Annotated in this window: 13 protein-coding genes; 5 read left to right on the forward strand and 8 right to left on the reverse strand. The window is 35.3% G+C overall.

Translation table 11 applies throughout. The annotated features are described in order from the left end of the window. Positions 1–174 precede the first annotated feature (174 nt). Both VF726_RS22965 and patB1 read left to right on the forward strand, forming a co-directional pair. Positions 175–1,590: an MBOAT family O-acyltransferase gene (locus tag VF726_RS22965; RefSeq protein ID WP_440172416.1), complete on the forward strand. Its 1,416-nt coding sequence runs from the start codon at positions 175–177 to the stop codon at positions 1,588–1,590. A 122-nt stretch (positions 1,591–1,712) separates the two neighbouring features. Continuing rightward, on the forward strand, positions 1,713–2,903 hold the full coding sequence (gene patB1, locus VF726_RS22970) for a secondary cell wall polysaccharide O-acetyltransferase PatB1 (RefSeq protein ID WP_440172418.1): 1,191 nt from the start codon (positions 1,713–1,715) through the stop codon (positions 2,901–2,903). A 96-nt stretch (positions 2,904–2,999) separates the two neighbouring features. Here the strand turns inward: patB1 and VF726_RS22975 are convergent, their stop codons facing one another. From VF726_RS22975 to VF726_RS22990, 4 genes are all read right to left on the reverse strand, one after another. Beyond that, entirely contained in the window at positions 3,000–5,585 is a 2,586-nt protein-coding gene (locus tag VF726_RS22975; protein WP_440172420.1) for an S-layer homology domain-containing protein, read from the reverse strand. 714 nt (positions 5,586–6,299) lie between these two features. Next, a complete protein-coding gene (locus VF726_RS22980) occupies positions 6,300–8,732 on the reverse strand; it encodes an S-layer homology domain-containing protein (RefSeq protein WP_440172423.1) in 2,433 nt (810 codons plus the stop codon). 678 nt (positions 8,733–9,410) lie between these two features. Beyond that, positions 9,411–10,514, reverse strand: coding sequence for a polysaccharide pyruvyl transferase CsaB (gene csaB, locus VF726_RS22985; protein ID WP_440172425.1), 1,104 nt, complete (start codon positions 10,512–10,514; stop codon positions 9,411–9,413). A gap of 141 nt (positions 10,515–10,655) precedes the next feature. Continuing rightward, on the reverse strand, positions 10,656–12,176 hold the full coding sequence (locus VF726_RS22990) for a putative polysaccharide biosynthesis protein (protein ID WP_440172427.1): 1,521 nt from the start codon (positions 12,174–12,176) through the stop codon (positions 10,656–10,658). A 283-nt stretch (positions 12,177–12,459) separates the two neighbouring features. Here VF726_RS22990 and secA2 point away from each other — a divergent pair, with 283 nt between their 5' ends. Both secA2 and VF726_RS23000 read left to right on the forward strand, forming a co-directional pair. After that, on the forward strand, positions 12,460–14,826 hold the full coding sequence (secA2, locus tag VF726_RS22995) for an accessory Sec system translocase SecA2 (protein ID WP_440172430.1): 2,367 nt from the start codon (positions 12,460–12,462) through the stop codon (positions 14,824–14,826). Positions 14,827–14,840: 14 nt separating this feature from the next. Further along, complete coding sequence (locus VF726_RS23000; RefSeq protein WP_440172433.1) at positions 14,841–15,722, forward strand: accessory Sec system S-layer assembly protein; 882 nt, start codon at positions 14,841–14,843, stop codon at positions 15,720–15,722. 108 nt (positions 15,723–15,830) lie between these two features. On the opposite strand, the gene VF726_RS23005 is transcribed toward VF726_RS23000, so the two are convergent. Both VF726_RS23005 and VF726_RS23010 read right to left on the reverse strand, forming a co-directional pair. After that, a complete protein-coding gene (locus tag VF726_RS23005; protein ID WP_440172435.1) occupies positions 15,831–16,202 on the reverse strand; it encodes a hypothetical protein in 372 nt (123 codons plus the stop codon). Positions 16,203–16,399: 197 nt separating this feature from the next. After that, positions 16,400–17,878 carry a SulP family inorganic anion transporter gene (locus VF726_RS23010; RefSeq protein WP_440172437.1) on the reverse strand — a complete coding sequence of 493 codons (1,479 nt, stop codon included), beginning with the start codon at positions 17,876–17,878 and terminating at the stop codon, positions 16,400–16,402. Between the two features lie 338 nt (positions 17,879–18,216). Between VF726_RS23010 and VF726_RS23015 the strand changes: the two genes are divergently transcribed. Continuing rightward, a complete protein-coding gene (locus tag VF726_RS23015; RefSeq protein ID WP_098759192.1) occupies positions 18,217–18,681 on the forward strand; it encodes a hypothetical protein in 465 nt (154 codons plus the stop codon). Between the two features lie 81 nt (positions 18,682–18,762). Here VF726_RS23015 and VF726_RS23020 read toward each other — a convergent pair whose 3' ends face one another. Further along, positions 18,763–21,645, reverse strand: coding sequence for a Cna B-type domain-containing protein (locus VF726_RS23020; protein WP_440172531.1), 2,883 nt, complete (start codon positions 21,643–21,645; stop codon positions 18,763–18,765). A gap of 599 nt (positions 21,646–22,244) precedes the next feature. Beyond that, on the reverse strand, positions 22,245–23,801 hold the full coding sequence (locus tag VF726_RS23025) for a fatty acid--CoA ligase (protein ID WP_440172440.1): 1,557 nt from the start codon (positions 23,799–23,801) through the stop codon (positions 22,245–22,247). Positions 23,802–24,041: the final 240 nt, after the last annotated feature.

The following is a 24,041-nucleotide window of genomic DNA, read 5'->3' on the forward strand; positions in this document are numbered from 1 at the left end:
TAGCGAGTGTCAAAAGGATTCCATACCGCTTTCCTTCTATTATATAGAATAATTATTTTAATCGAATTATTAACATGCTAAAATATTAAAGGCATCATTATATAAAAGAATATATAATAGATATGTCGGTTTTTTTTTGCACGAAATGTATCTCAAAAAAGTGAGGAGAGTCCTTTGGTATTTAGTAGTTCGATTTTCTTATTTATCTTTTTACCTCTCGTATTATTTTTCTATTTTATAGTGCGTGCCGAGCTACGTAATTTCGTATTACTTGCATTTAGTTTAATTTTCTATGCATGGGGCGAACCACGTTTCGTTCTTTTAATGCTCTTTTCCATCGTATTAAACTACTGCTTCGGCCTACTCGTGCATCATTATGATAAACGAAAAAATATGAAAGTCACATTTTTAATTATGGCTGTGGTCGGAAATATTTTATTACTGTCTTATTTTAAATATATTTCATTTTTCACAGACATTTTAAACAACGTCTTGCACTTATCTATTCATGTGGAACCTATTCCACTACCAATTGGAATTTCATTTTATACATTCCAAGCGATGTCCTATGTCATCGATATATACCGTAAAGATGGGGATGTTCAAAAAAATCCACTTAACTTAGCGCTATATATATCTATTTTCCCTCAGCTTATTGCCGGACCAATTGTTCGTTACAATATCGTCGCTGAGCAAATTAAAACGCGTATCCATTCTTTTGAACGATTCACAGAAGGTATTCAAATTTTCGTTCTAGGGCTAGCAAAAAAGATATTAATCGCCAACCAAGTCGGATTTGTCGCCGATAAAATATTTGCCTTACCACCATCTGAAATAAGTGTTGGAACGGCATGGATCGGTATTATCGCCTATACCCTGCAAATTTATTTCGATTTCTCAGGATACTCTGATATGGCAATCGGACTTGGAAAAATGTTCGGATTTGATTTCCCGAAAAACTTCAACTACCCATACATCTCTAAATCTATTTCAGAGTTTTGGAGAAGATGGCATATTACACTTGGCTCTTGGTTCCGCGATTACATATATATCCCGCTCGGCGGAAACCGCGTTTCAAAACTAGCGAATTACCGTAACCTCTTCATCGTATGGGGATTAACTGGTTTATGGCACGGGGCGAGCTGGACCTTTATCGCCTGGGGCTTATATTACGGCTTTATTATTTCAATTGAAAAAGCTGGATTCGAAAAAATATTAAACAAACTATGGAAACCGCTGCAACATGCATACGTACTAATAATCGTTATGATCGGCTGGGTGTTCTTCCGAGCTGACAACTTCGCTTACTCGTTCCAATATTTAAAAGCGATGTTCGGCATAGATGGGCAATCTCTCATTGATGACAATACAATGTTATACGTACATGAATACATTATCGTATTTCTCATTGCCTTTATCGCAGCGACACCAATTTTAAAACGAATGAAAAACATACTAGAACTTGCACCAAAAACGTACATGTTCACGATGCAATTTGTACGTCCTGTATTATTACTAACATTATTTATGATTTCGGTTATGTACTTGATTAACTCAACATATAATCCATTTATTTATTTCAGGTTTTAACTTATCCAGCTATTTGCCGGGCAGCCCTTAAAAGCCCAATTAGTTAAGACTCATAATTAGCGGGGGGGATGAACACCCTCCACTAATTCAAGTTTCACTTTATGTAGGAAGGAAAAGTTATTATGAAAAAATTGGGAAACCTCATCCTGTTTATCGGTTTTCTCACCATTATCTTTTCATTTGGCATATTATCGTTACTCAAAACAGACCGAGACATTTCACCAGTTGAAAATCGGCCGCTCGCTCAAAAACCAGCACTTACGAAAGAAGCTCTCCTAACTGGTAGCTTCTTTAAAGATTTTGAAACATACACAAATGATCAACTAATCGGACGAGATGAGCTTATTAAAAACTATACGATTGCTCAAATTAATATGGGCAAATCTCTCATTAACGACATTATTTTGACTGATGATAAATGGCTCCTTAAAAACCCAGCGTGGACGAAAAAATATAATGAAATTGACCAATCCATGCCCGCTATAAACGATTTATCTCAGTTTTTAAAAGAACAAAACGTTGAGTTTTATTTTGCTTTACCACCGTCAAAAACGAATGCATTATCATTTAAATTACCTTCTCATATTCACACATATGCACAGGAAAATTTAAATTATTTTCTAAAAAAACTTCCAGCTGACGTAAAGCCAATAAAACTGATGGAGCAATTCAAACACAACTATACGAACGATGAAATACAGAACATGTATTTCAAAACAGATCATCATTGGAATATGGACGGTGCCTTCGTAGGCTACCAATATATAATGAACACAATCGGGCAACAATCTTCTATCTATAAAGGAAAAGAAATAAAAAAAGAAGACTACACTCGTACATGTGCGCAAAATAAACATTTAGTCGGAAGCTTCAACAACCAACTATACCAACTCATCGATGCCAATGGTGAAAAATTATGCTACTACACACCGAATGACGGTTTCAACTTCACAAGCGTAACCGCAAAAGATGTGAAAGGTACTGTTCATCAAAACTTAGATGACATATACGGCGTAGAAAAACAAAAAGATATAACTTCCTACGCAGGTTATTACACAGACGACTATCCAGAAATCGTCTTTGAAAATAACAATGCACCAAATGAAGTACGCGCCTTAGTCCTAAAAGACTCATTCGCAAACGCAATCGTGCCACACTTAGCACAAAGCTTTAAACATACATCCATCCTTGACCTGCGTCACTATCACGAAAAAGATGTATATCAATACATAAAAGACAACAACATTAACATGGTATTGTTCGTGTATAGTGATTCGAATTTGAGTGGGGATATGTTTAAGTTTAAGAAATAGAAAGAAGCCTCTTGTACATGTACAAGAGGTTTCTTTCTATAAAAAAATCAGTGAGGATTCAATCCCCACTGATTTTTCACTTTATCTATAATCGAATTATAGATTTGGGTTGTTAAGCACGTTCACGTGTACAGCTTGTGAACCGATTTCGCTTGTTAGAACATCTTTCTCACCTAATACTTTGAATACTAATGTACCTTTGTCAGTGTACTTAGTAGTTAAAGTATTGTAGATGTCTGCACTGAAGTTTGGAAGTGCAGAATCACTTGTTTGAGATACTGTTACATGACCAAGCTCTTGATCAAATAAATCGAAGTGAGCATTGCCATTTGTATCAAGGTAAAGTTTACCTTGGTCGTCACCAGATTTCACAACGCGTACTTTATGTTGTGTATCTTTCGTTAAGTTAATACCTTTTACGATATCATCTTGGTTACTCTTCTCAAGTTCTAATACAGTACCGATGTTAATTTTCTTCTCAACGAAGTTTTCTGTTTGAACTGGTTTGAAGTTTACAGATTTAATAGCGATCTTCTCTTGAACGATTTCAACTGTCGCTTTACCAGCAGTTGCACCATTTTTCGTTAAGTGGATATCAACTTTACCTGGTTTTAAACCTTTAACAACAACTTTATTTCCAACAATTTTAGCTTCAGCTACAGCTGGATTTTTAGATTCAACTACATAACCTTCTAAGTTTTCAGGATCAGAGTATACGCGATCTGAAGTGTACTTAGATAATTGATATGCAACTGTGTTAGAAACATTTAGGTCAAGTTTTGTATCAGGTGATTGGCCGTATTGACCTACTTTAGATACAAGTTCGAAGTTTTTGAATGCAACGTTACCTTCTGTTACGTTCACATATAATGAACCTAGAGTTTCACCGTTAGCATTTTGGAAGTGAACTGTACCTTCTCCTACTTCGTTACCTGTAACACCAATAGTTTTTGTACCAATTGAACCAGAGTCAGTCGTTACTACTTCTAATCCACCTTCTGCAACTACACCAGTTTTTGGAAGAACTTCTTTAATTGCAGCTACGTTAGCACCAAATGGATCGCCATATTGGTCAGTTGTTACGAATGTAACAGGTAATGTTTTATTTTGAACAACTTGTAATTTATCTGGGTTAGCTTTTACTGATTTCAATGTACGAGAATCAGTCGTTACTTTAAATTTAACATCTTTTGTAACGTCGCCTACTTTAATAGTAAGTGTCGCTTCACCAGCAGCTTCAGCTGTAATGTAGTTATTTACTACAGAGATAATACCGTGGTTTGAAGATTTAATGCTGATTGAGTTTGGATCAACAACTTTATCTTCTCCAGCAATTGTAGCAACTACGTTATGAATTTGTGCTTTTTCACCAACAACTAAGTTTTGGCTGTTTAACTTAAAGTCTTTTCCAGTAAGTTTATTACCGTATACTACACCGTTTTTATCTGCATCTACCGCAAATACAGTGTTTTTAATTGCAGAAGCTGGTGTATCAAGGTTTTTCACTGTAATAATACCAGTGTTAGAAACTGTTAAACCACCACGTTTTGTAACTTGTACTTCTACTTTATAGTCACCGTGTGAAAGGCCAACACCAAGTTTACCTGTAGAAGAAGTAGCGTTTCCACCCTCAAAGATGTTTGCTGGTGAACCGTCTAAGTTATTTGCTACAAATTTGACGTCATGGTTTGCTAAGTTTAAGTACTCAACATCAGCGTTACCTTTTTCATCGTTTAATTTAAAGGCAATTGCTTGACCAGCACGATCATCATCAAATGTAAGTTTTTCAACTGCTAATTTTTTAACTTCGTATACGAATTTCGTTACGAATGATTGATTTTTCACTTTTACAGTAAGGTCTTTATTTGGAGCTACTTTACCACCAAGTGTTACAACTGCAGAAGTACCGTCAGCACTTGCTTCAATCGCAACAGCTTTGTCTCCTTCAAGAGTTACATCTTCAGCAGCAAGCTTATCTAATCCAGTTCCTGTTAATGTTAATTTCGTTGGTTCAGAAACTTTCACATCAGTTACATATGCTTGTGCATTATCTTTTTTGCCATATTTTTTATCTGTTAATGCGATAAATTGAGCTGCTTCTGCACGAGATACAGATTTATTCGGCTCCCATTTACCACCAGTACCTACAGAAATTCCAAGGTTAATTAGGATGTTTGCTTTTTCTTCACCCCAATGATCTAATAAATCTTCAAATGTCGTAACTAACTCGCCGTTAACTTTATCTTTTAAGTTATAAGCACTTACTAACATAGAAGCAAATGAAGCACGATCAATCTTTCCATCTGGATAGAAGTTTTCTTTTCCATCACCTTTAACGACACCAGCTTTTTCAACTGCTGCAATATATTTTGAAGACCAAAGATTTTTAGCATCTTTGAAAGAAGGTTGAGCATTTTCATCAACTGGTAAATTTAAAATTTTAGTGAAAATAACAGCTGCAGAAGCACGATCGATTGACTCGGTTGGACCATATGTACCGTCTGGCTTACCTGTAATTGCACCTTTTTCTACTAAGTAGTTAATAGAACCTTCTGCCCAATGACCAGCTGGAACGTCTGGGAATGATTTTCCTGCTGCTGCTACTGGAGATACAACACCTGCTACCATTGCTGCTGTCATCGTACCTGCGATTACTTTTTTGTAAGAGTTAGTCTTTGCCATTTTATAAATTTCCTCCTTCAGGAATATGCTACTAGTTTCATATCATATTAAATTTGAAAACTAGCTAGTTAGAAAAGCCATAAAACAATAAAAACATAAACAAAAAACTATAATGAAAAGTAGTTCACATAATAAAATGATATAAACCGTTAGATGTAAATATAAGGTTTAAATACCATTTTCTGAAACAAGTTCATCATACTATACAAAACCATTCGTTATCAAGAACTTTCTCAAAAGAAGATTCGACACATTCTGATAATTCAGTCTTTTAATTGTATTATTATGATATTAATAATACTCAAATATAGAAATGAACAAACTGTTTTCCTATAAAACCACTCTCACTGCGCTTCGTATATTTTTCATATCGAATACACAATTGGAATTATAGCACATATTTCCACTTCAGCACCTAAATATTTTTTACAAAAAATACAATTTTCAGACTTTATTTGACTAAAATTATTACATTTCGACATTTTTTTCTTCTTTTCGAATGATTTTTTAACAGAAAAAGGTGTATATTCACAAATATTTTACATATCAATGAGGTATTCTTCTATTTTTGAAAGCGCTTTTGATTTATTTCTCAATAAAGCTAACTACTAATCTGCAAAATATGATCTACGTTTCAGAGCTCGTTTTATATAAAAAATTAGATAAAAAAAGAGTCCACATGTTGTGGACTCTTTCTATTGAAATAAATTTCAATTAGCGAGTTGCTGTTACTGATTTGAAAGCAACAAGTGCATTTCCTGCTTTGTCAGCAGTTTTGAACTCATATTTAGCATTATTTTCTAGTTCTGTAGCTTTTACTGTTACTGTACCAGTTGCTAAGTTAACATCTGTTGGAGCTGTTACTTTAAGAACTACGTCTTTAGCAGCTTCTGCTTTTTCGTCAGCTTTTGCTACTGTTAATGCTACACCGTTTAAGTCAACAGTGAAGTCAGCTGTATCAACTTTTACAGCTTCAGAGAATGTTAAAGTGATTTCTTTAGCATCAACTTTTGTAATTTTAGCTGATTTGAATTCAGGAGCTGTATTATCAACAACTGTAACTAATAAGTCAGTATTATTGATTTTAACATTTTCTGTGCTTTCAACGTTAGCTACTGTAAATACAACAGTTTTTGTTGCATCGAATTTAGCTGATGCTGGTAATTCAATTGTAGCTTGTTTTCCATTTTCGCTTAATACAATGATTGTACCTTCTGGTAATTTCTTACCATCTAATGTGTAGTTATTTACGTTAGATGCTGAAGTTGCACCTTGGCCACCTTTAACAGCTTTATCAAAGTCAACTACGATTTTGTTAGCTTCGAATTTTGCAGTAGCTTTTGGAGCATCTTTACCTACTACATCTTTTGGTGCAACTTTAACAGTTGTTTCAAAAGCAGCTGATTTATTACCAGAAGCATCTGCTACAAATGCTTTGTTAGCAAATACTTTGTAGTTTCCTTTTTCAGCGAACTTAACAGTTACTTCTTTTTCATTTGCAGTAACATTTTCTGCTGGAACTGCTACTTCTTTACTTGTATCAAGGTTGATAACACGTAATTGTTTTGCATCTACTGTGTTAACTTTTTTGTCAAATACTAATTTAGCATCTAATCCATCAGTTTCTACTTTAGTAAACTTAGGTGCTACTACATCTTTTGAAACTTGAACAGCTTTTGTTGTTTTTGTTCCAACGTTACCTGCAAGGTCTGTGTGTCCAACAAATTCTACAGATAAGTTTGCAGCATTTTCGTTTTCAGCAAATACACCTTTTTCTACAGTGAATGTTGCTTTTGTTTTATCACCTGTAGCATTTAATGCATTACTAGTTTCAAGAAGAGCTTTGTCTCCTTTTTTAACTGTTACTTTATTAAGTGATTTAAGTTCTTCAGTGAATGTTGCTTCTAAAGTTACTTTTCCATCAGCAGTAATGTCAGTTACTTTAACTTCTTTTACTTCAGGTGCAGTTACATCCTTTTCTACTTTGAATGTTGCTTTCCCTTGGTACATAGACATTGCATTACCAACTAAATCAGTAGCACCGTTAACGATGATAGAGAATTCTTTACCGTTTTCAAGTTTTAAAGCAGATTTAGAAGTGAAAGTATTGTCTTTAACATCTCCTGCAATTTCTTGACCGTTAACTACTACTGTAACAGGTTTTGTTGTATCTAATTTCTCACTGAATACCACTTTTACTTTTCCATCTGGAGTAGTTACTGTAGATACAGTTGGAGCTACTTCATCGTTAAAGAAGATAACTTCTAATTTTTTAGGAACATCTTTACCATCTACAGCTTTTACGTCTTTAACAGTTAAAACGTAAGCTTCTTTATTTTTTAACTTCGCATCTCCATCTACAGTTAAGATAACAGATTTTTTATCTTCGCTTAATTTTGGTGTAACTGTAAGACCACTGATTTCAAAGTTTGCAGCAGTTACATCTTTAATTTCAGTACCGAATTTAACTTCGATCTCTTTAGCGTTTACTGCTTTAATAGACTCAACTTTAGCTTCTGCTTTTTGTCCGAACTGCTTGTCAGTTTTAGCAATAAATTGAGCAGCTTCTGCTTTAGTTACAGTTTTCTTAGGCTCCCATTTGTCGCCAGTACCAACAGAGATTCCTAATTCAACTAGGATGTTAGCTTTTTCTTTACCCCAGTTTAATGTTTCTAAATCTTTGAATTTAGTTGCTGGAGTACCGTTTACTTTAGTATCTAATTTGTAAGCTTCTACAAGAAGAGATGCCATTGAAATACGGTCGATTTTTCCGTCTGGCTCAAAGCCGTTGCCTGTACCTTTAACAACGCCAGCTTTTTCAACTGCTGCGATGATTGCAGAAGCCCAGTGGTTTTGAGAATCAGCGTAAGATGGTTTAGCATCTTTTTCGATTGGTAAGTTTAAGATTTTAGCCATCATTGTAGCTGCTTCTGCACGAGTGATTTCACGATCAGGAGCGAATGTACCATCGTCGTTACCTGCGATAGCGCCTTTTTCTACTAGGTAGTAAACTGATTCTTTAGACCAGTGACCATCTACGTCAGGGAATGTTTTACCTGCTGCTGCTACTGGAGAAACAACACCTGCTACCATTGCTGCTGTCATTGTACCAGCGATTACTTTTTTGTAAGAGTTAGTCTTTGCCATTTTATATATTTCCTCCTTAGGAATGTAATACTAGTTCCATAATGTTTTAAATAGATCTTCTATTTATTTTTGAAACTAGTAGATATAAATGTGGTTAAAGTATTCCTTATACAGAATAATAGAATATCCCGTATTACAGAATCATAAAGAAATCATACACCCTTTTCATCCAATTTAAAACCTTAAATTCGACAAAAAAGTGAATTTTCACAATTCTAAACGATCGTTTTTTCGACTTTCATTTCACAAGATTCAAATTATAAAATCAGAATATTTTAAATGAATAGAAAAACGCGTCAGAATTACATTTTTAACAATCTTCTTATAACCATTTACAACTATAACAGAAAAACGTTTCCAATTTCAACATCTAACTATAGAGATATTACGACATTAATCGACAGATTATTTTTATATAATTCGACATTTTTCTTACCATCAAATTTTCCGAAATTCCCATACCTATTTTTCTATAATTTACTAAATAAAACGCCAAAAACCAACATTCACTATATATTAATTTTAGGATTATTAAACATACATCTTATCTCTTAAACTGCCTTTTTTATGAGCATAAGTTTAAAATCACTCCTTTAATTCGACATTTTTCTACAAACGTTTTATTTCTTTCGACATTTTCTTTTTTTCAAAAAATAAAAAAGAGGATGTCCTCTTAAATTAAGATCGCATTCCTCTTTTTTTGGACTCTTTTGAATTCAAGTCACTTATGATGTATCGAGACGCTGTTGAAATTTGTTCTCTCAACTCTTCTACTCTTTGTTCCAATGTTACTTGTACATATTCTTTTTGTTCTAGTTGTTTCGCGGCCACATTATACAAAGTTTCAGCTGACCAGTCACCATCTACGTTTCCAATAATCGGCTGATTTACTTGTTGTAAAAACGAATCAATCTTTGGATCATATGAGATACCGACCATAGGAATATTGGCAACCGCAGATAGTATGAGCGCATGAAGTCTCATCCCTATTAGAAGCGAACATTCCGACAAAATTGAAATTTTCTCATGAATATCCAGCTTATATGGAAGCATATGAGCTTCTTCTCCCATTAAGTTAATAATATCGCGTGATGCATTTTGATCAAATGGCCCATGCATTGGTACGAATAAAATATGATATCCATCACGCTTAAATTTTTTCAGCGTATCTGCTAGCTTCTTCATATAATCTTCTTTCGCGTCCCAATACCTCACACTAACTGCAATTACTTTCCCGTGAATTGAATGTTTTTGCAGCCACTCCGACTTCATTCCTTCTGGTTGACATGCCAATACTGGATCTGGAACTAGTTCGATATCTTTCTTAATACCCATGTCTTTTAAATATAGAAATGAATCTTCATCACGAACTGATATGTATGCCGCTTTTGATACTTGCCATTTCACTAACAAACGGTTTTGTCTTTTCGTAATTGGACCAATTCCTTGCGCATAAATATAATACGGCTTCTTCAAAAAACGAGCAATCCGCATAATACCTGTATAGTACAAAATACTTTTAATACTCGTTTTATCTTGAAGGAGACTTCCCCCTCCGCTAATTAAACCATCGCTTCTCTTTATTTCCTTATAAATTGCTCTTATATCCCAACGATTTACTGCCTCTACACCGTACATTTTTCTTGTATAGTCAGGGTCATTCGAAAGTACAACAAGCTCCAGAGTAGGATCCTCTGCATGTAGCGCTTTAATAATTGATTGCAAAATTGCTTCGTCCCCAACATTATAAAAACCATAATATCCTGATAAAACTAACCGCACTCTTAATCTCCTCCAACATTTCGCAATCAACTTTTTGTCATTCAACAAATTGCTATCAACTCTTTAATAAGAAAAGTTGGATAACTTCAAATTGATTTCTTTCACAAACATATAAATAACCATACTCATTTATGGGAAAATTCACTTACGTAAAAATGGGATTTGCTTTTTGGATATCCAGTTCAACTTTAATGCGCATATGCCATATATGAACAAGGCCACACAAAATGCTAAACCACTATATATCATTGCGATAAGTCTAGAATCTACCACATTTATTACAGTAGATGTGAAATATAATCCTATCCCTACTATACTAGATACGCCAATTACAGCAAAAAATCTCCCTATTCGAATCGAATAAGCCAATTCTTTTCGAATGTATATATAATTTACGATACAAATCATGATATATATGATAAGTGTACTATAAGCCGCACCAGTTATGCCAAATTTACTTACGAGTACTATATTTAATATGACTTTTACAAAACTCGCTCCAACAACTATCCACGCCGCTTGCTTAGAACGGTTAATTCCTTGCAAAATTCCTATTGATAATACCATAAGTGATGTAAAATACGAACTACCAATTAGAATAGCTAACATGCCGCTTCCTTTAGCGTCTGTAAACAATCCAACATTTAACGGAACTGTAAGCGCCATGAGCCAGATTGTTATCGGCGTTGTTAAAACATGAGCAAGCTCATTTGTTCGTTCAATTGTTTGTTTTGCTAACGCTATATCTTTCTTTGTTAATGCAGCAGTTAACAGCGGGATTAACGGAAATACCATCGCACTTGCAAACACGACAATTAATTGTGTAAACGCAAAGCCACGACTATATATACCAAATTGTTCTTGAATCGTTATAGTAGATTCATGCAACATATGTGGAATCGTTACAGAATCAACTAAATTTAACACCGGCATCGATAATGCTCCAATTGCAATTGGAATCGAAACCTGAAGTATCTTTTTTGCATTATTTTTAAAATCTTGTAATGAATATGTAGTGCTTTTATAACGATATATACTTTTTACATACTTCAATCTTAAATAAATAAGTGATGTAATTACCCCAAGGCAAGAACCAATCATTGCGCCACCTGTTACAACATCACTGTCTTTATTCCAAGATACAAATAAGAATGCAATTGCTAACATAAAGAAAACACGAATGAATTGCTCAATTACTTGTGACACCCCGGTAGGAATCATATCTCCAAAACCTTGGAAATACCCTCGATATACCGCCATATATGGTGCGATTAATAAAGCAAACGAAGTAATAATTAATGGGAGTCTCGTATCTTGTCCGCCAAGCATATTTGCAAACATGCTGGATCCAATCATAATAACTGAAAATCCAAGCACCCCAAATATTACTCCAATAATAGATGCTGACGTAAATAGTTTAGCAATCCCTTCTTTATCATTCTTCTCATGAAGTTCAGCAATTAACTGTGATATAGCTAGCGGTACTCCCGCTACTGATAAAGTTAAAGCAATCATATATACAGGAAAAACAAGGCGAAAAATCCCCAGCACTTCATCTCCTGCTATATTTTGTAATGGGATTTGAAAAAAACTTCCCAACACTTTCGATAAAAACGTTGTAATCGTTAAAATCGCAGCGCCTTTCACAAACTTATTATTCATCTTCTAGCTCTTTTCTTTCAATATATAATTTTCATACATATTACATCATAAAACGAGATAACTATATTCTTCTCTTTTTAGAAAAATTCCACTTTATCTCATTTAGCTATCATACCAAATTTATTATACATTGAATACTCTCTTTCTTTAATGGCTTTCAAATATACTATTTGCAATAACACCTTAATTCTATCCAGTTTTTTCTTCAATTTACTACTTCTACTTATTCCGGATAAACATGTGCTATAATGTAGCTATTGTCAGTAAGAGGAGTGTTTACAACATGCTGAATTCGGTAAAAAAGCTGTTAGGAGATTCTCAAAAGAGAAAACTAAAAAAATATGAACAACTTGTTCAAGAAATTAATAATTTAGAAGAAAAACTATCTGATTTATCTGATGAAGAATTACGTCATAAAACGAGCACATTTAAAAACATGCTACATGATGGAAAAACAGTGGATGATATAAAAGTAGAAGCGTTCGCTGTTGTACGTGAAGCTGCAAAGCGTGTACTTGGATTACGTCATTATGACGTGCAGTTAATTGGTGGTCTTGTACTATTAGAAGGTAATATTGCCGAGATGCCAACTGGTGAAGGAAAAACATTAGTTTCTTCTCTTCCAACGTACGTACGTGCTCTTGAAGGAAAAGGCGTTCACGTTATTACTGTAAACGACTATTTAGCAAAACGAGATAAAGAATTAATTGGCCAAGTTCATGAATTTCTAGGTTTAAAGGTTGGATTAAATATTCCTCAAATCGATCCTGCCGAAAAGAAACTTGCTTACGAAGCTGATATTACATATGGTATTGGAACAGAATTTGGCTTTGACTATTTACGAGATAATATGGCCGCTTCAAAAAATGAGCAGGTACAACGTCCTTATCATTTTGCTATTATCGATGAGATTGATAGCGTTTTAATTGATGAAGCGAAGACGCCTCTTATTATCGCTGGTAAGAAATCAAGCAGCTCTGATTTACACTATTTATGTGCAAAAGTTATTAAATCATTCCAAGATACCCTTCATTACACGTACGATGCAGAAACGAAATCTGCTAGTTTTACAGAAGACGGTATTACAAAAATAGAAGATTTATTTGATATCGATAACCTATATGATTTAGAGCATCAAACTTTATATCATTATATGATTCAAGCATTACGAGCTCATGTCGCTTTCCAATGTGATGTTGACTATATTGTACATGATGAAAAAATTCTACTCGTAGATATTTTCACAGGCCGCGTTATGGATGGTCGCTCTTTAAGCGATGGTTTACACCAAGCTCTTGAAGCAAAAGAAGGTATAGAAATCACAGAAGAAAACCAAACACAAGCGTCCATTACAATTCAAAACTTCTTCCGTATGTATCCAGCATTATCTGGTATGACTGGTACAGCAAAAACGGAAGAAAAAGAATTTAATCGTGTATATAACATGGAAGTTATGCCGATTCCGACAAACCGTCCTATCATTCGTGAAGACAAAAATGACGTCGTGTACGTAACAGCCGATGCTAAATATAAAGCTGTACGTGAAGATGTTCTAAAACACAATAAACAAGGACGCCCGATTTTAATTGGGACAATGTCTATTCTGCAATCAGAAACTGTTGCTCGTTACTTAGATGAAGCGCATATTACATATCAATTATTAAATGCAAAAAGCGCAGAACAAGAGGCGGATTTAATCGCAACAGCTGGACAAAAAGGACAAATTACAATTGCGACGAATATGGCCGGACGAGGTACTGATATTTTACTAGGTGAGGGTGTCCATGAAATTGGTGGCTTACATGTAATTGGAACAGAACGCCATGAATCAAGACGTGTTGACAATCAGTTAAAAGGTCGTGCCGGTCGTCAAGGAGATCCAGGTAGCTCTCAGTTCTTCCTTTCTTTAGAAGATGAAATGCTAAAACGTTTCGCACAAGAAGAAGTCGAGAAATTAAATAAATCACTGAAAGCAGATGAAACAGGACTTATTCTCACTTCTAAAGTCCATGATTTCGTGAACCGTACACAATTAATTTGTGAAGGTAGCCATTTCTCAATGCGTGAGTACAACTTAAAGTTAGATGATGTAATAAATGACCAGCGTAACGTTATTTATAAATTACGTAATAACTTGTTGCAAGAAGATACAAATATGATTGAAATTATTATTCCAATGATTGATCATGCTGTAGAAGCTATTTCTAAACAATATCTTTTAGAAGGTATGCTTCCGGAAGAATGGGATTTCGCTCGTTTAACAGCAAGTATAAACGAAATTTTACCGGTAAAAAACATACCATCACTATCAGCGAATAATGTACACTCACCGGAAGATTTACAATCCGTTTTGAAAGATACATTATCTCTATATAAAGAGCGCGTAAATGAACTAAATAGCAATACTGATTTACAGCAGTCGCTACGATATGTTGCCCTTCATTTCCTAGATCAGAACTGGGTAAATCACTTAGATGCAATGACCCACTTAAAAGAAGGCATCGGGCTAAGACAATACCAACAAGAAGACCCTACTCGTCTGTATCAAAAAGAAGGTTTAGATATCTTTTTATACACATATGGTAATTTCGAAAAAGAAATGTGCCGCTATGTTGCAAGACATTTAGGTGTTCCTGAAAACGTACAATAAAGAGGTGAAAGATTATGTTATCATTCCTAAAAAAAGCTAAGAAAAGCGGAAAAGATACGACTGTCTCTAGTAATCAATTATTCGGACAAGAAGAAACAACTACTGAAAATAAAGCTGTAAAACCAACGCTTTACTTCCACCCAAGCTGTGGTACAGTAGCACAAGAACAAAAATACATTTATCAATTTTTACATAAAGAACTCACGCGTTTACAAGAATATCAAATTTCTTTATCTGGAATTGAGATTGAAAAACGTAATAGTGGTTATGACGTAGCTGTATTTATTCGCAGCACTGTTCCGAAACCAATTTCTTTCGAAGAGGTTACATTAATTCTTCTAAATAAAGAGAAGAAACTATGCGCACGAAAAACATTTAACCTTTCTGCACTTGGCGATATTCCTGCAAATGTAAATATGCCATTCATCTTTACATTCGAGCAAGAAACAATTACGGATGCTGAATTATCGCAAACAGATTGGGAATTAGCATTTGAACTTGAAAGTAAGCATGTATTAGATTTAGATCCATCTTGGGAAGCTCAGTTACCTGAAGCAAGCAAAGAAGCTTTACGTAATTTCGTAGACAATTTAACACCTCCAAATGATGGTGAAATTAACTTCCTAGGTCTGCAAGCTGCAAGAAAAGAAAACGGTGATTTACATACAACACTTCTTATTCGTAACGGTTGCAAAGACACGATTCAACTAGAGCAACTTCCTCTTCATATTGAAGATGCTTCAGGTGCAGTTGTCGTTAAAGGTGCTTTCACGTTACCGAACCTTGAAATTAAAGCGAACACTACAAAACCGTGGTCATTTGTCTTCCCTGCTTCATCTATATTAAAAGAAGATATGGATCTATCTTCTTGGAAAGCGTTTGTACCACAAGACTAATAAGAGAGGCTGCTCTAGCAGCCTCTCTTATTCTTTTCCATACAAAAAAACCTGTTCAAAAAGATGGTCATCACACCTCCTTGGACAGGCTTATTCTTTATGTAAAATTTACTTCGTTACTAATAAACGTTCAATATGATATTCAGCTTCTAACTTGCACATTTCATCTACATGCTTCACTTTATTTTTCTTTAATTGCTCTACTTGCTCTTCGCTCGGCTCTTCATTAATAAGGTCGTTAATTTTTTCATTCACTTTCACTGCTAACGCTTGATGGAAATCTGGATGTTCTTTCAACTCATCATCTACTTTATTGATCCAAGTTGATTTTGTGTATAAATATTGTTTCCACTGTTCAACAAATTGCTGCATATCAAATTTTTCTTCATTCCATTCAATTTCTTTCATATACTTCTCAAAAGAAACAACAATTGAGCGTGTAATCCCGATCTTCACTCCGTGTGGTAACTGTTTGTACATCAAATATTCCCTCCAGCTTAAAGCTCTTCCTTCTGAATATAAAGGAATCTCAAAATTCATATACCTTCTTATAATAGCACATTGCTAATCTAAGATGTTACTATACTGCTAAGATTCATAAATGTCAATAAACGCAAAATATCCCTATATAGAGATATTAAACTGAATAAAAAACACCCTCATACGAGGGCATTTCCTTATATAGCTTCAGCTTTTACAAACTGTAATTTATCTTTCTGCTCATTGCTTGCCATCGTTACTAACGTGTTTTCAATATGAGCAGGCACTTGTTCTAGTGTCACACTCGCACCTACTTTATCCGACTGCTCCACAAAGTTCAGCAAAGCCATTGCGCCTGATACATCCATATAGCGCACATCTTTCATACGTAAAACAACCGGAGACTTTACGTCTTGTAAAGCATAAAAAACACGATCCACTGTTAGGAAAGAAAGCGGACCTTTAATTTTATATGTTGCTTCCTTTTCTTTTATAATAGAGGCATTACGTTCTTTACATTTCACCATGTATATAAGGAACGAAAGAATAATACCGAACGCAACAGCGATCATTAAATCAAACTTCACTGTGACAACCATCGTTACGATCATAACAATGACATCACCTTTTGGTGCTACATGCATTTTCTTCATGCTTTCCCAATCAAACATGCCAATACCAGTTAAAATTAAAATACCTGATAATACAGCGAGCGGAATGTATTGTACAACCGATCCAAGTCCCATAATGAAAATAAATAATATAACACTATGCATACTTGCTGAAAGCGCCGTTTTACCACCGCTTCTTATATTCACGATAGATCGTACAGTCGCCCCGGCCCCTGCTAATCCGCCAAATAATCCACTCATCATATTACCGATACCTTGTCCGACCAGTTCTTTATTGCTTTTATGACGTGTACCCGTCACATTATCCATTACAACCGATGTTAACAACGAGTCAATCGATCCTAATAAAGCAATACTAAGCGCTGGTAAAATAAGTTCTGCGATGCCTATTCCGCTTAAAGATGGAATATGAAGCGTCGGCATTGCTTCTGGAATCGTTCCAATCTTTTCAATCACCTTATTTAATGACAAGTTTCCGATAACCGGTAACTTCACTGTAAGCCCTTCTAGCGCAGAAGAAAATAAAGGAAGCATAGCTGTCACACCTACTAATGCGACTAAACTAGATGGAATCGCCTTAATCCATTTTCCAGAAACAATCATGACAATAATCGTTAATACTACGAGTAGAAAGCTATTTTGCACATGCTTCATTTCACCTAAAATAATAATTAATGCAATTCCGTTCATAAATCCTGAAACGACAGAATATGGAATGTATCGAACGTAAGAACCAAGCTTACATACACCGAATAAAATTTGAAACAGTCCCGCCATCATAAACGCTATAAAGCTCGCCTCTAATCCGTGCGTCGCAATCACTCCTGTCGCAATAACGGTAATCGGTCCAGTTGGCCCTGTAACTTGCCCAGGTGTACCACCAAATAACGCCGCAAATAAACCTGCAAAAATCGCACCATACAATCCGACTAGTGCTCCCTCAGACGTTCCGGTTGCTGCAATACCAAATGCAATGGCAAGTGGCAACGCAACAATCGCAACAGTAAAACCTGCTAAACATTCCTTTGCTATTTTTTGAAACATATAAAAACCACCTTCGTATAAAGTGAAACTTTAATCAGTGGGGGTTTTGTTCATCCCCCACTGATTATTAGTTGAACCAATCGGGCTTTTACAGGCAGTTAATCTCCCACCTAACTTCTTTGCTCCAGCCATATTTTGAGGTGGGAGTTTTACTGCCCGTTAATGCGGGGTAAAGTCCATTTCCCATTGTACACCTAAAAGAATATATTCGTTAGTCCACTTTTTACAGTATCGTGACGTAAACGCATTCAATTATAAGCCTCGCCTTATCTTTGGAAACTATTATAACTATGTTATAATGAACAAATTAAATCTTTTATTATATATTTGGAGGCACTATGCTAACTTTTGAAGAAAAATTATCGATTATTGAATCTTTCCCTGAATTAGAAAGAAAGAACGTATCATTAAAACGCGTGAACTTTCACTTTGAAGAAAGTCGTTTAGATAAAAAGAACGTTGTTTATCACTTACATCCAAATGGAAACGGATTTGTATATGCAAGTGGTATTAAAGGTTACAAAACGGATGATAAAGGTATGGTTAACATCCGCGAATTTTCAGCAGATGAATTACGCTCAGTAATCGAGCAATCAATTGAATTACTTTCACAAGAAGAAGTAGTTGTTCCTGCAGAACCTGCGAAAGAAGAAGAATGGCATAACGAAGACGGCCATATCCTTACTCTTATCTCAGAGGACGATATGTGGAACGTATACGCTGGTGTAAACTTAGACGGTACATTCAACTCTTATCCAGAAGCTGCGGAATACCTTGATGAAGAAGGATTTTCACGTAAATAATATAAAAAGCGGAGACTTATCGTCTCCGCTTTTTTTTACATCTTATTCTAAAAACACAAGAACTTAACACTCTCAAACTCATTATTTTTTTGGACGTCTAAATAACAGCGCACCCATAATTAATGCGAACATACCTGCAATAGTAGAAGTAGCTTCAGTTGATACTCCTCCTGTTTGAGGAAGTGATTTTGATTGCTTATTACTTTCTTTACTAGCTGGTACTTCATGTTTATTTTGTACATCTTGTTTGTTTTCTGCTTCTACTTTACCTTGAGCCTCTGGTTTGTTTGAAACTTTTGGCTGGTCTTTTACTTCTGACTTGTTTGGTTCTTCTACTTTTTCTTCTTCTGGTTTTACATGGATTTCCGGTTTTTCCGTAACTTCTGGCTTCTCTAGCTCTTTCGGCTCTTCTGTTACTTTCGGTTCTTCCGGCTTTTCTTCTTTTATTTCTTCTGTTGTTCCTTCTTCAACTTGTTCTTCTTCTGGTTTTACATGAATTTCCGGCTTCTCCGTAACCTCTGGCTTCTCTAGCTCTTTCGGCTCTTCTGTTACTTTTGGTTCTTCCGGTTTTTCTTCTTTTATTTCTTCTGTTGTTCCTTCTTCAACTTGTTCTTCTTCTGGTTTTACATGAATTTCCGGTTTTTCCGTAACTTCTGGCTTCTCTAGCTCTTTCGGCTCTTCTGTTACTTTTGGTTCTTCCGGTTTTTCTTCTTTTATTTCTTCTGTTGTTCCTTCTTCAACTTGCTCTTCTTCTGGTTTTACATGAATTTCCGGCTTCTCCGTAACCTCTGGCTTCTCTAGCTCTTTCGGCTCTTCTGTTACTTTTGGTTCTTCCGGTTTTTCTTCTTTTATTTCTTCTGTTGTTTCTTCTTCAACTTGTTCTTCTTCTGGTTTTACATGAATTTCCGGCTTCTCCGTAACTTCTGGCTTCTCTAGCACATTCGGCTCTTCTGTTACTTTTGGTTCTTCCGGTTTTTCTTCTTTTATTTCTTCTGTTGTTCCTTCTTCAACTTGCTCTTCTTCTGGTTTCACATGAATTTCCGGTTTCTCCGTAACTTCTGGCTTCTCTAGCACATTCGGCTCTTCTGTTACTTTCGGTTCTTCCGGTTTTTCTTCTTTTATTTCTTCTGTTGTTCCTTCTTCAACTTGTTCTTCTTCTGGCGTTACATGAATTTCCGGTTTCTCCGTAACTTCTGGCTTCTCTAGCTCTTTCGGCTCTTCTGTCACTTTTGGTGTTTCCGGTTTTTCTTCTTTTATTTCTTCTGTTGTTCCTTCTTCAACTTGTTCTTCTTCTGGCGTTACATGAATTTCCGGTTTCTCCGTAACTTCTGGCTTCTCTAACTCTTTCGGCTCTTCTGTTACCTGTGGTGTTTCTGGGTTAGTTGGAGCTTCCAGTTCTTCTATCGATTCTTCTTTACCTTGCTCTTCTACTTCTGTTACTTCGTGGATTTTTATATTTGTAATATCATATCCGTTAACTTTTGATTGATATCCTAATACTGGTTGTTCTTTCACTTCATACGTATGAGCTTTTCCATCGTTATCAAATGCTGGTAACTTTCCAAACTCATATTTCCAATCATTTGCTGCCGTAACTTCTTTCGTTGCAATGACTTTACCATTTTGCAGTAAATCTACTTTAATCGTTTTCGGGCGATCGTTTACTTTATCGCCTTCCCACGTTTTCGTTCCTGCAACAGATATAGTTTTTAACTTATTTGGAACCATAAGTTTTATTCCGTTTGTAGCATCCGTCTTAATTGTGAAAGGAATTTTCGCTTGTGAATCAAACTCTACATAGTTCGGAGCAGATATTTCTTGTACGTAATAATTACCTGGAGTAAGGTTTGGTGCTTCAACTATTCCATCTTGATTTGTTGTATAGGAATCACCAATTTGCTGACCTGACTCTGTAAACAATTTAAAAGAAACACCTGGAATAAACTTATTCTCGTCTCCTTCAATATGTTTAACAATCTGCAACGTTCCTTTTGCAGGTAAAACTCCTTCAGCCCCGCCGCCAAATGATATATTTTCAACCTTTACACTATTAGATTCAGAAGTAGGCTTCTCATATAAAATTTGATAATCAAGCTTGTAGTCATTCTGTAGATGTTTCAACTTTTTCCCGCTATCAGTAATCGTTGATGTGTAGAAAATGGTAAACGACGTAGCGTTCGCCATATGTCTATAAATTACAACTTCAAATGAGTTATCACTAGTGAGCTTAATATATCCATAACCTCGGTCTTGAAATTGTTTAAGAGATAAATACTCTTTATTATTGATAGTAATAGTAAAACTATCTTTATTTAGCGTTTGTCCTTCTTGTAACGTATCTTTTAAAACGATGTTGTCATGTAAATATTGTTTCTTTAAATTTATATTTAAAAACCAACGCACTTCATTACTTTCGTCTGGCTGAATATCACCAGACTTATAGAAAAAGATCCCCGGTTCTGTACCCTCTCCTTTTGGATGCGTAATACTTACCATTTGTTTTTCTAAATCTGTCCCTAAATTCGTTTGTACATCTTTCGTCTTTCCGGCTTCAACATTCGTACCTTGAACAGTGAAATTAAAGTTCCCTCTAATATTTTCAAGCTTTTCTACCGTATCATTAAATGTACAAACTACATTATTTGCATTAATCTGGCACGTACCAAAAATACGCCCCGAATCATCCTTTAATGGAATTGTGCCACTATAACCTTTTAATTCTGGCGGAAGTGCTAGCGTTAATGTATCCCCAGACTTCATCTTCTTTCCAGGCTTTTCACTAAAGTTTACATGAATGCTAGTCTTTTCCCCATAATTTAATGTTGTCTTTTCAAATGCAAAACTATCAACAAATCCTGTCGTATTTAATTCTTGGGCATGCCCTATGATAGGCATAAAAATCTGTCCAATAAGAACAGTAAAAATAAAACAAATCACAGATATTCTTTTTAAATATGTACTCATAAAACCTCCAATATTAATTGTTAATCTTTTTAGCCGTGAGATCCATTCCACCCAAAATACCCCTTAAACTAAGGGGGTACGGACTAAAGATTATTTGCAGCATCAAACCATCGTTAGTTCTACACATAAAGTAATAAACAACAAAATTCATTAATTATCTTGCGTTCATTTCTACTTTTTTCAGGCAGCCAACAATAAATACTAGTCCCAATAAAAATACATTACAAGACTGTTCATTTACATATTAATTTGTTACTATATTCATGCTACCAAAATATACTAAGTGACCAATTCATTCATCAGGTCATCTGACGACTGAATTTCTTTATCTTTCAGCGATAATTCTCCTTTCATAACTTCATTCCACTCTTACTAAAATTATTATCTCAATATCTATAAAGTCCATCTGAAAAATTCATTAAACCCTTATTTAAAGCGGTTTGTATAAATTTATAAACAAAGTGCAATACTCCAAAAAATATTTTTACATAATAATAAAAGAAGATTTATACCATTTTTTCAATCGTTTTTAAAAAAATAAAGCTACCTTTTCGTATTAGAAAAGATAGCTTTATCTGTATAGACGACTGCTCTACTCCCTATTGTTTTGCGCCTTTCAACGACTCTCTCAGGACAAATTTTTGTAATTTCCCACTCGCATTACGAGGAAGTTCATCCACAAATAAATAATGACGTGGGCGTTTATAATCTGCTAATTCATCACTTTCTTTACAATATATTTCCAAATCATTTTCTGTAATCGCTTCATCTTTCTTTACAACGACAGCCACTACACGTTCTCCCCATAATTCATCTGGCTCACCAAGCACCGCAACATCTAATACACCAGGATGACTATGAAGGAAATCTTCAATTTCACGTGGATAAATATTAACGCCGCCGCTAATCACCATATCATCCACGCGATCTGCGACAAATAAATAGCCATCTTTATCGAAGTAACCTAAATCACCAGAGTGGTACCATCCTTTATACATCGATTTTGCATTTGCTTCTTCTCGGTTATGATAACCAGCCATCATAGTTGGGCCGCGCAAAATAATCTCCCCTACTTCATAAGGAGGTAGTACATCATCTGGTTCTGCTGGTGCATCATCATTTGGTTTTACAATACGAATTTCATGACTAAAGCACGGTGTTCCCGCTGAACCTGCTTTCGTAATTTGATCTTCTTCTACGAGAAACGCAACAACTGGTCCCATCTCTGTCATTCCGTATATTTGTACAAGATCAATATAAAGACGTTCTTTACATTCCTTCACTAGCGCTGGAGCCATCGCCGCTCCTCCATATATACCAATCTTCATCGATGTTAAATCGTACTGCGTTAAATCTTTTTGCAATAACATATTCCACATCGTCGGTGCTGCAAAAAACGTCGTAATCTTCTCTTCTTGAATCGTATGTAATACTCTATCCGTATCAAAGTGATGTAAAATAACATTCTTTCCGCCAACTTGAATGCGCGGAATAATCCCAGCGTTTAACTCGCCGCAATGATATAAAGGCGCCACTACAAGCCCCGCACTATCTCTATTATATTTTAAGAAATACGTACAAATCATACTATGCTCAGCCATATCACGATGGCGATGTAGTACGCCTTTCGGATGACCAGTCGTACCGCTCGTATACAGCATAGAACAATAATCCATTTCATCGACTTCAATATCTACTTTTTCAGCTGATGCTTCATTTACTTTTTCATGGTAAGAACTAGCATAGGAAGGTGTGTCGTCTTCTACATACCAAAAAGACGAATTTGGAAAATCTCGTTCAATGATAGCAACAGTTGATTCAACCGCCTTTTCAAAGACTACTACTTTCGAGGCTGCATCCTGGAGAATATACGATAACTCTTTTGCTTTTAAACGGAAGTTAATTGGGTTAAAGATTGCCCCAATTTTCGCACAGGCTAAGTAAACGTTTACAAATTCACGGCAATTATATAAGTAAACAGATACCGTATCTCCCTTTCTTACCCCTTCTTTCAATAAAGCTTGCGCCGTTTTATTTATTTGCTCATCCCACTGTTTATACGTCCAGCGAATATTTTTTTCTGGTTCCACTAACGCCTCTTTATTTGGATACTTACCAACAGATAAATCAAATATTCTCCCTATCGTCATGTACATGCCAACAATTTCCCCCTTTTCTCTTTCATAAATCTATCATTTCGTCCATAAGTAGACATTGTCCTTTAATGATTTGACTAATTTTTCTGATTATTATCGACATAGTTTTACAAACGGTTCCGCTTTTGGCGGTCAGTGAAATTATATCGGCGATTTTCCGGATATATCGACCGTAACTTGAAATATATCAGCGATTTTCAAAATATATCGACCACAACTCAATTTATATCAGCGATTTTT

Source organism: Bacillus sp. Brlt_9 (assembly GCF_051948935.1).
Taxonomy (GTDB): Bacteria; Bacillota; Bacilli; order Bacillales; family Bacillaceae_G; genus Bacillus_A.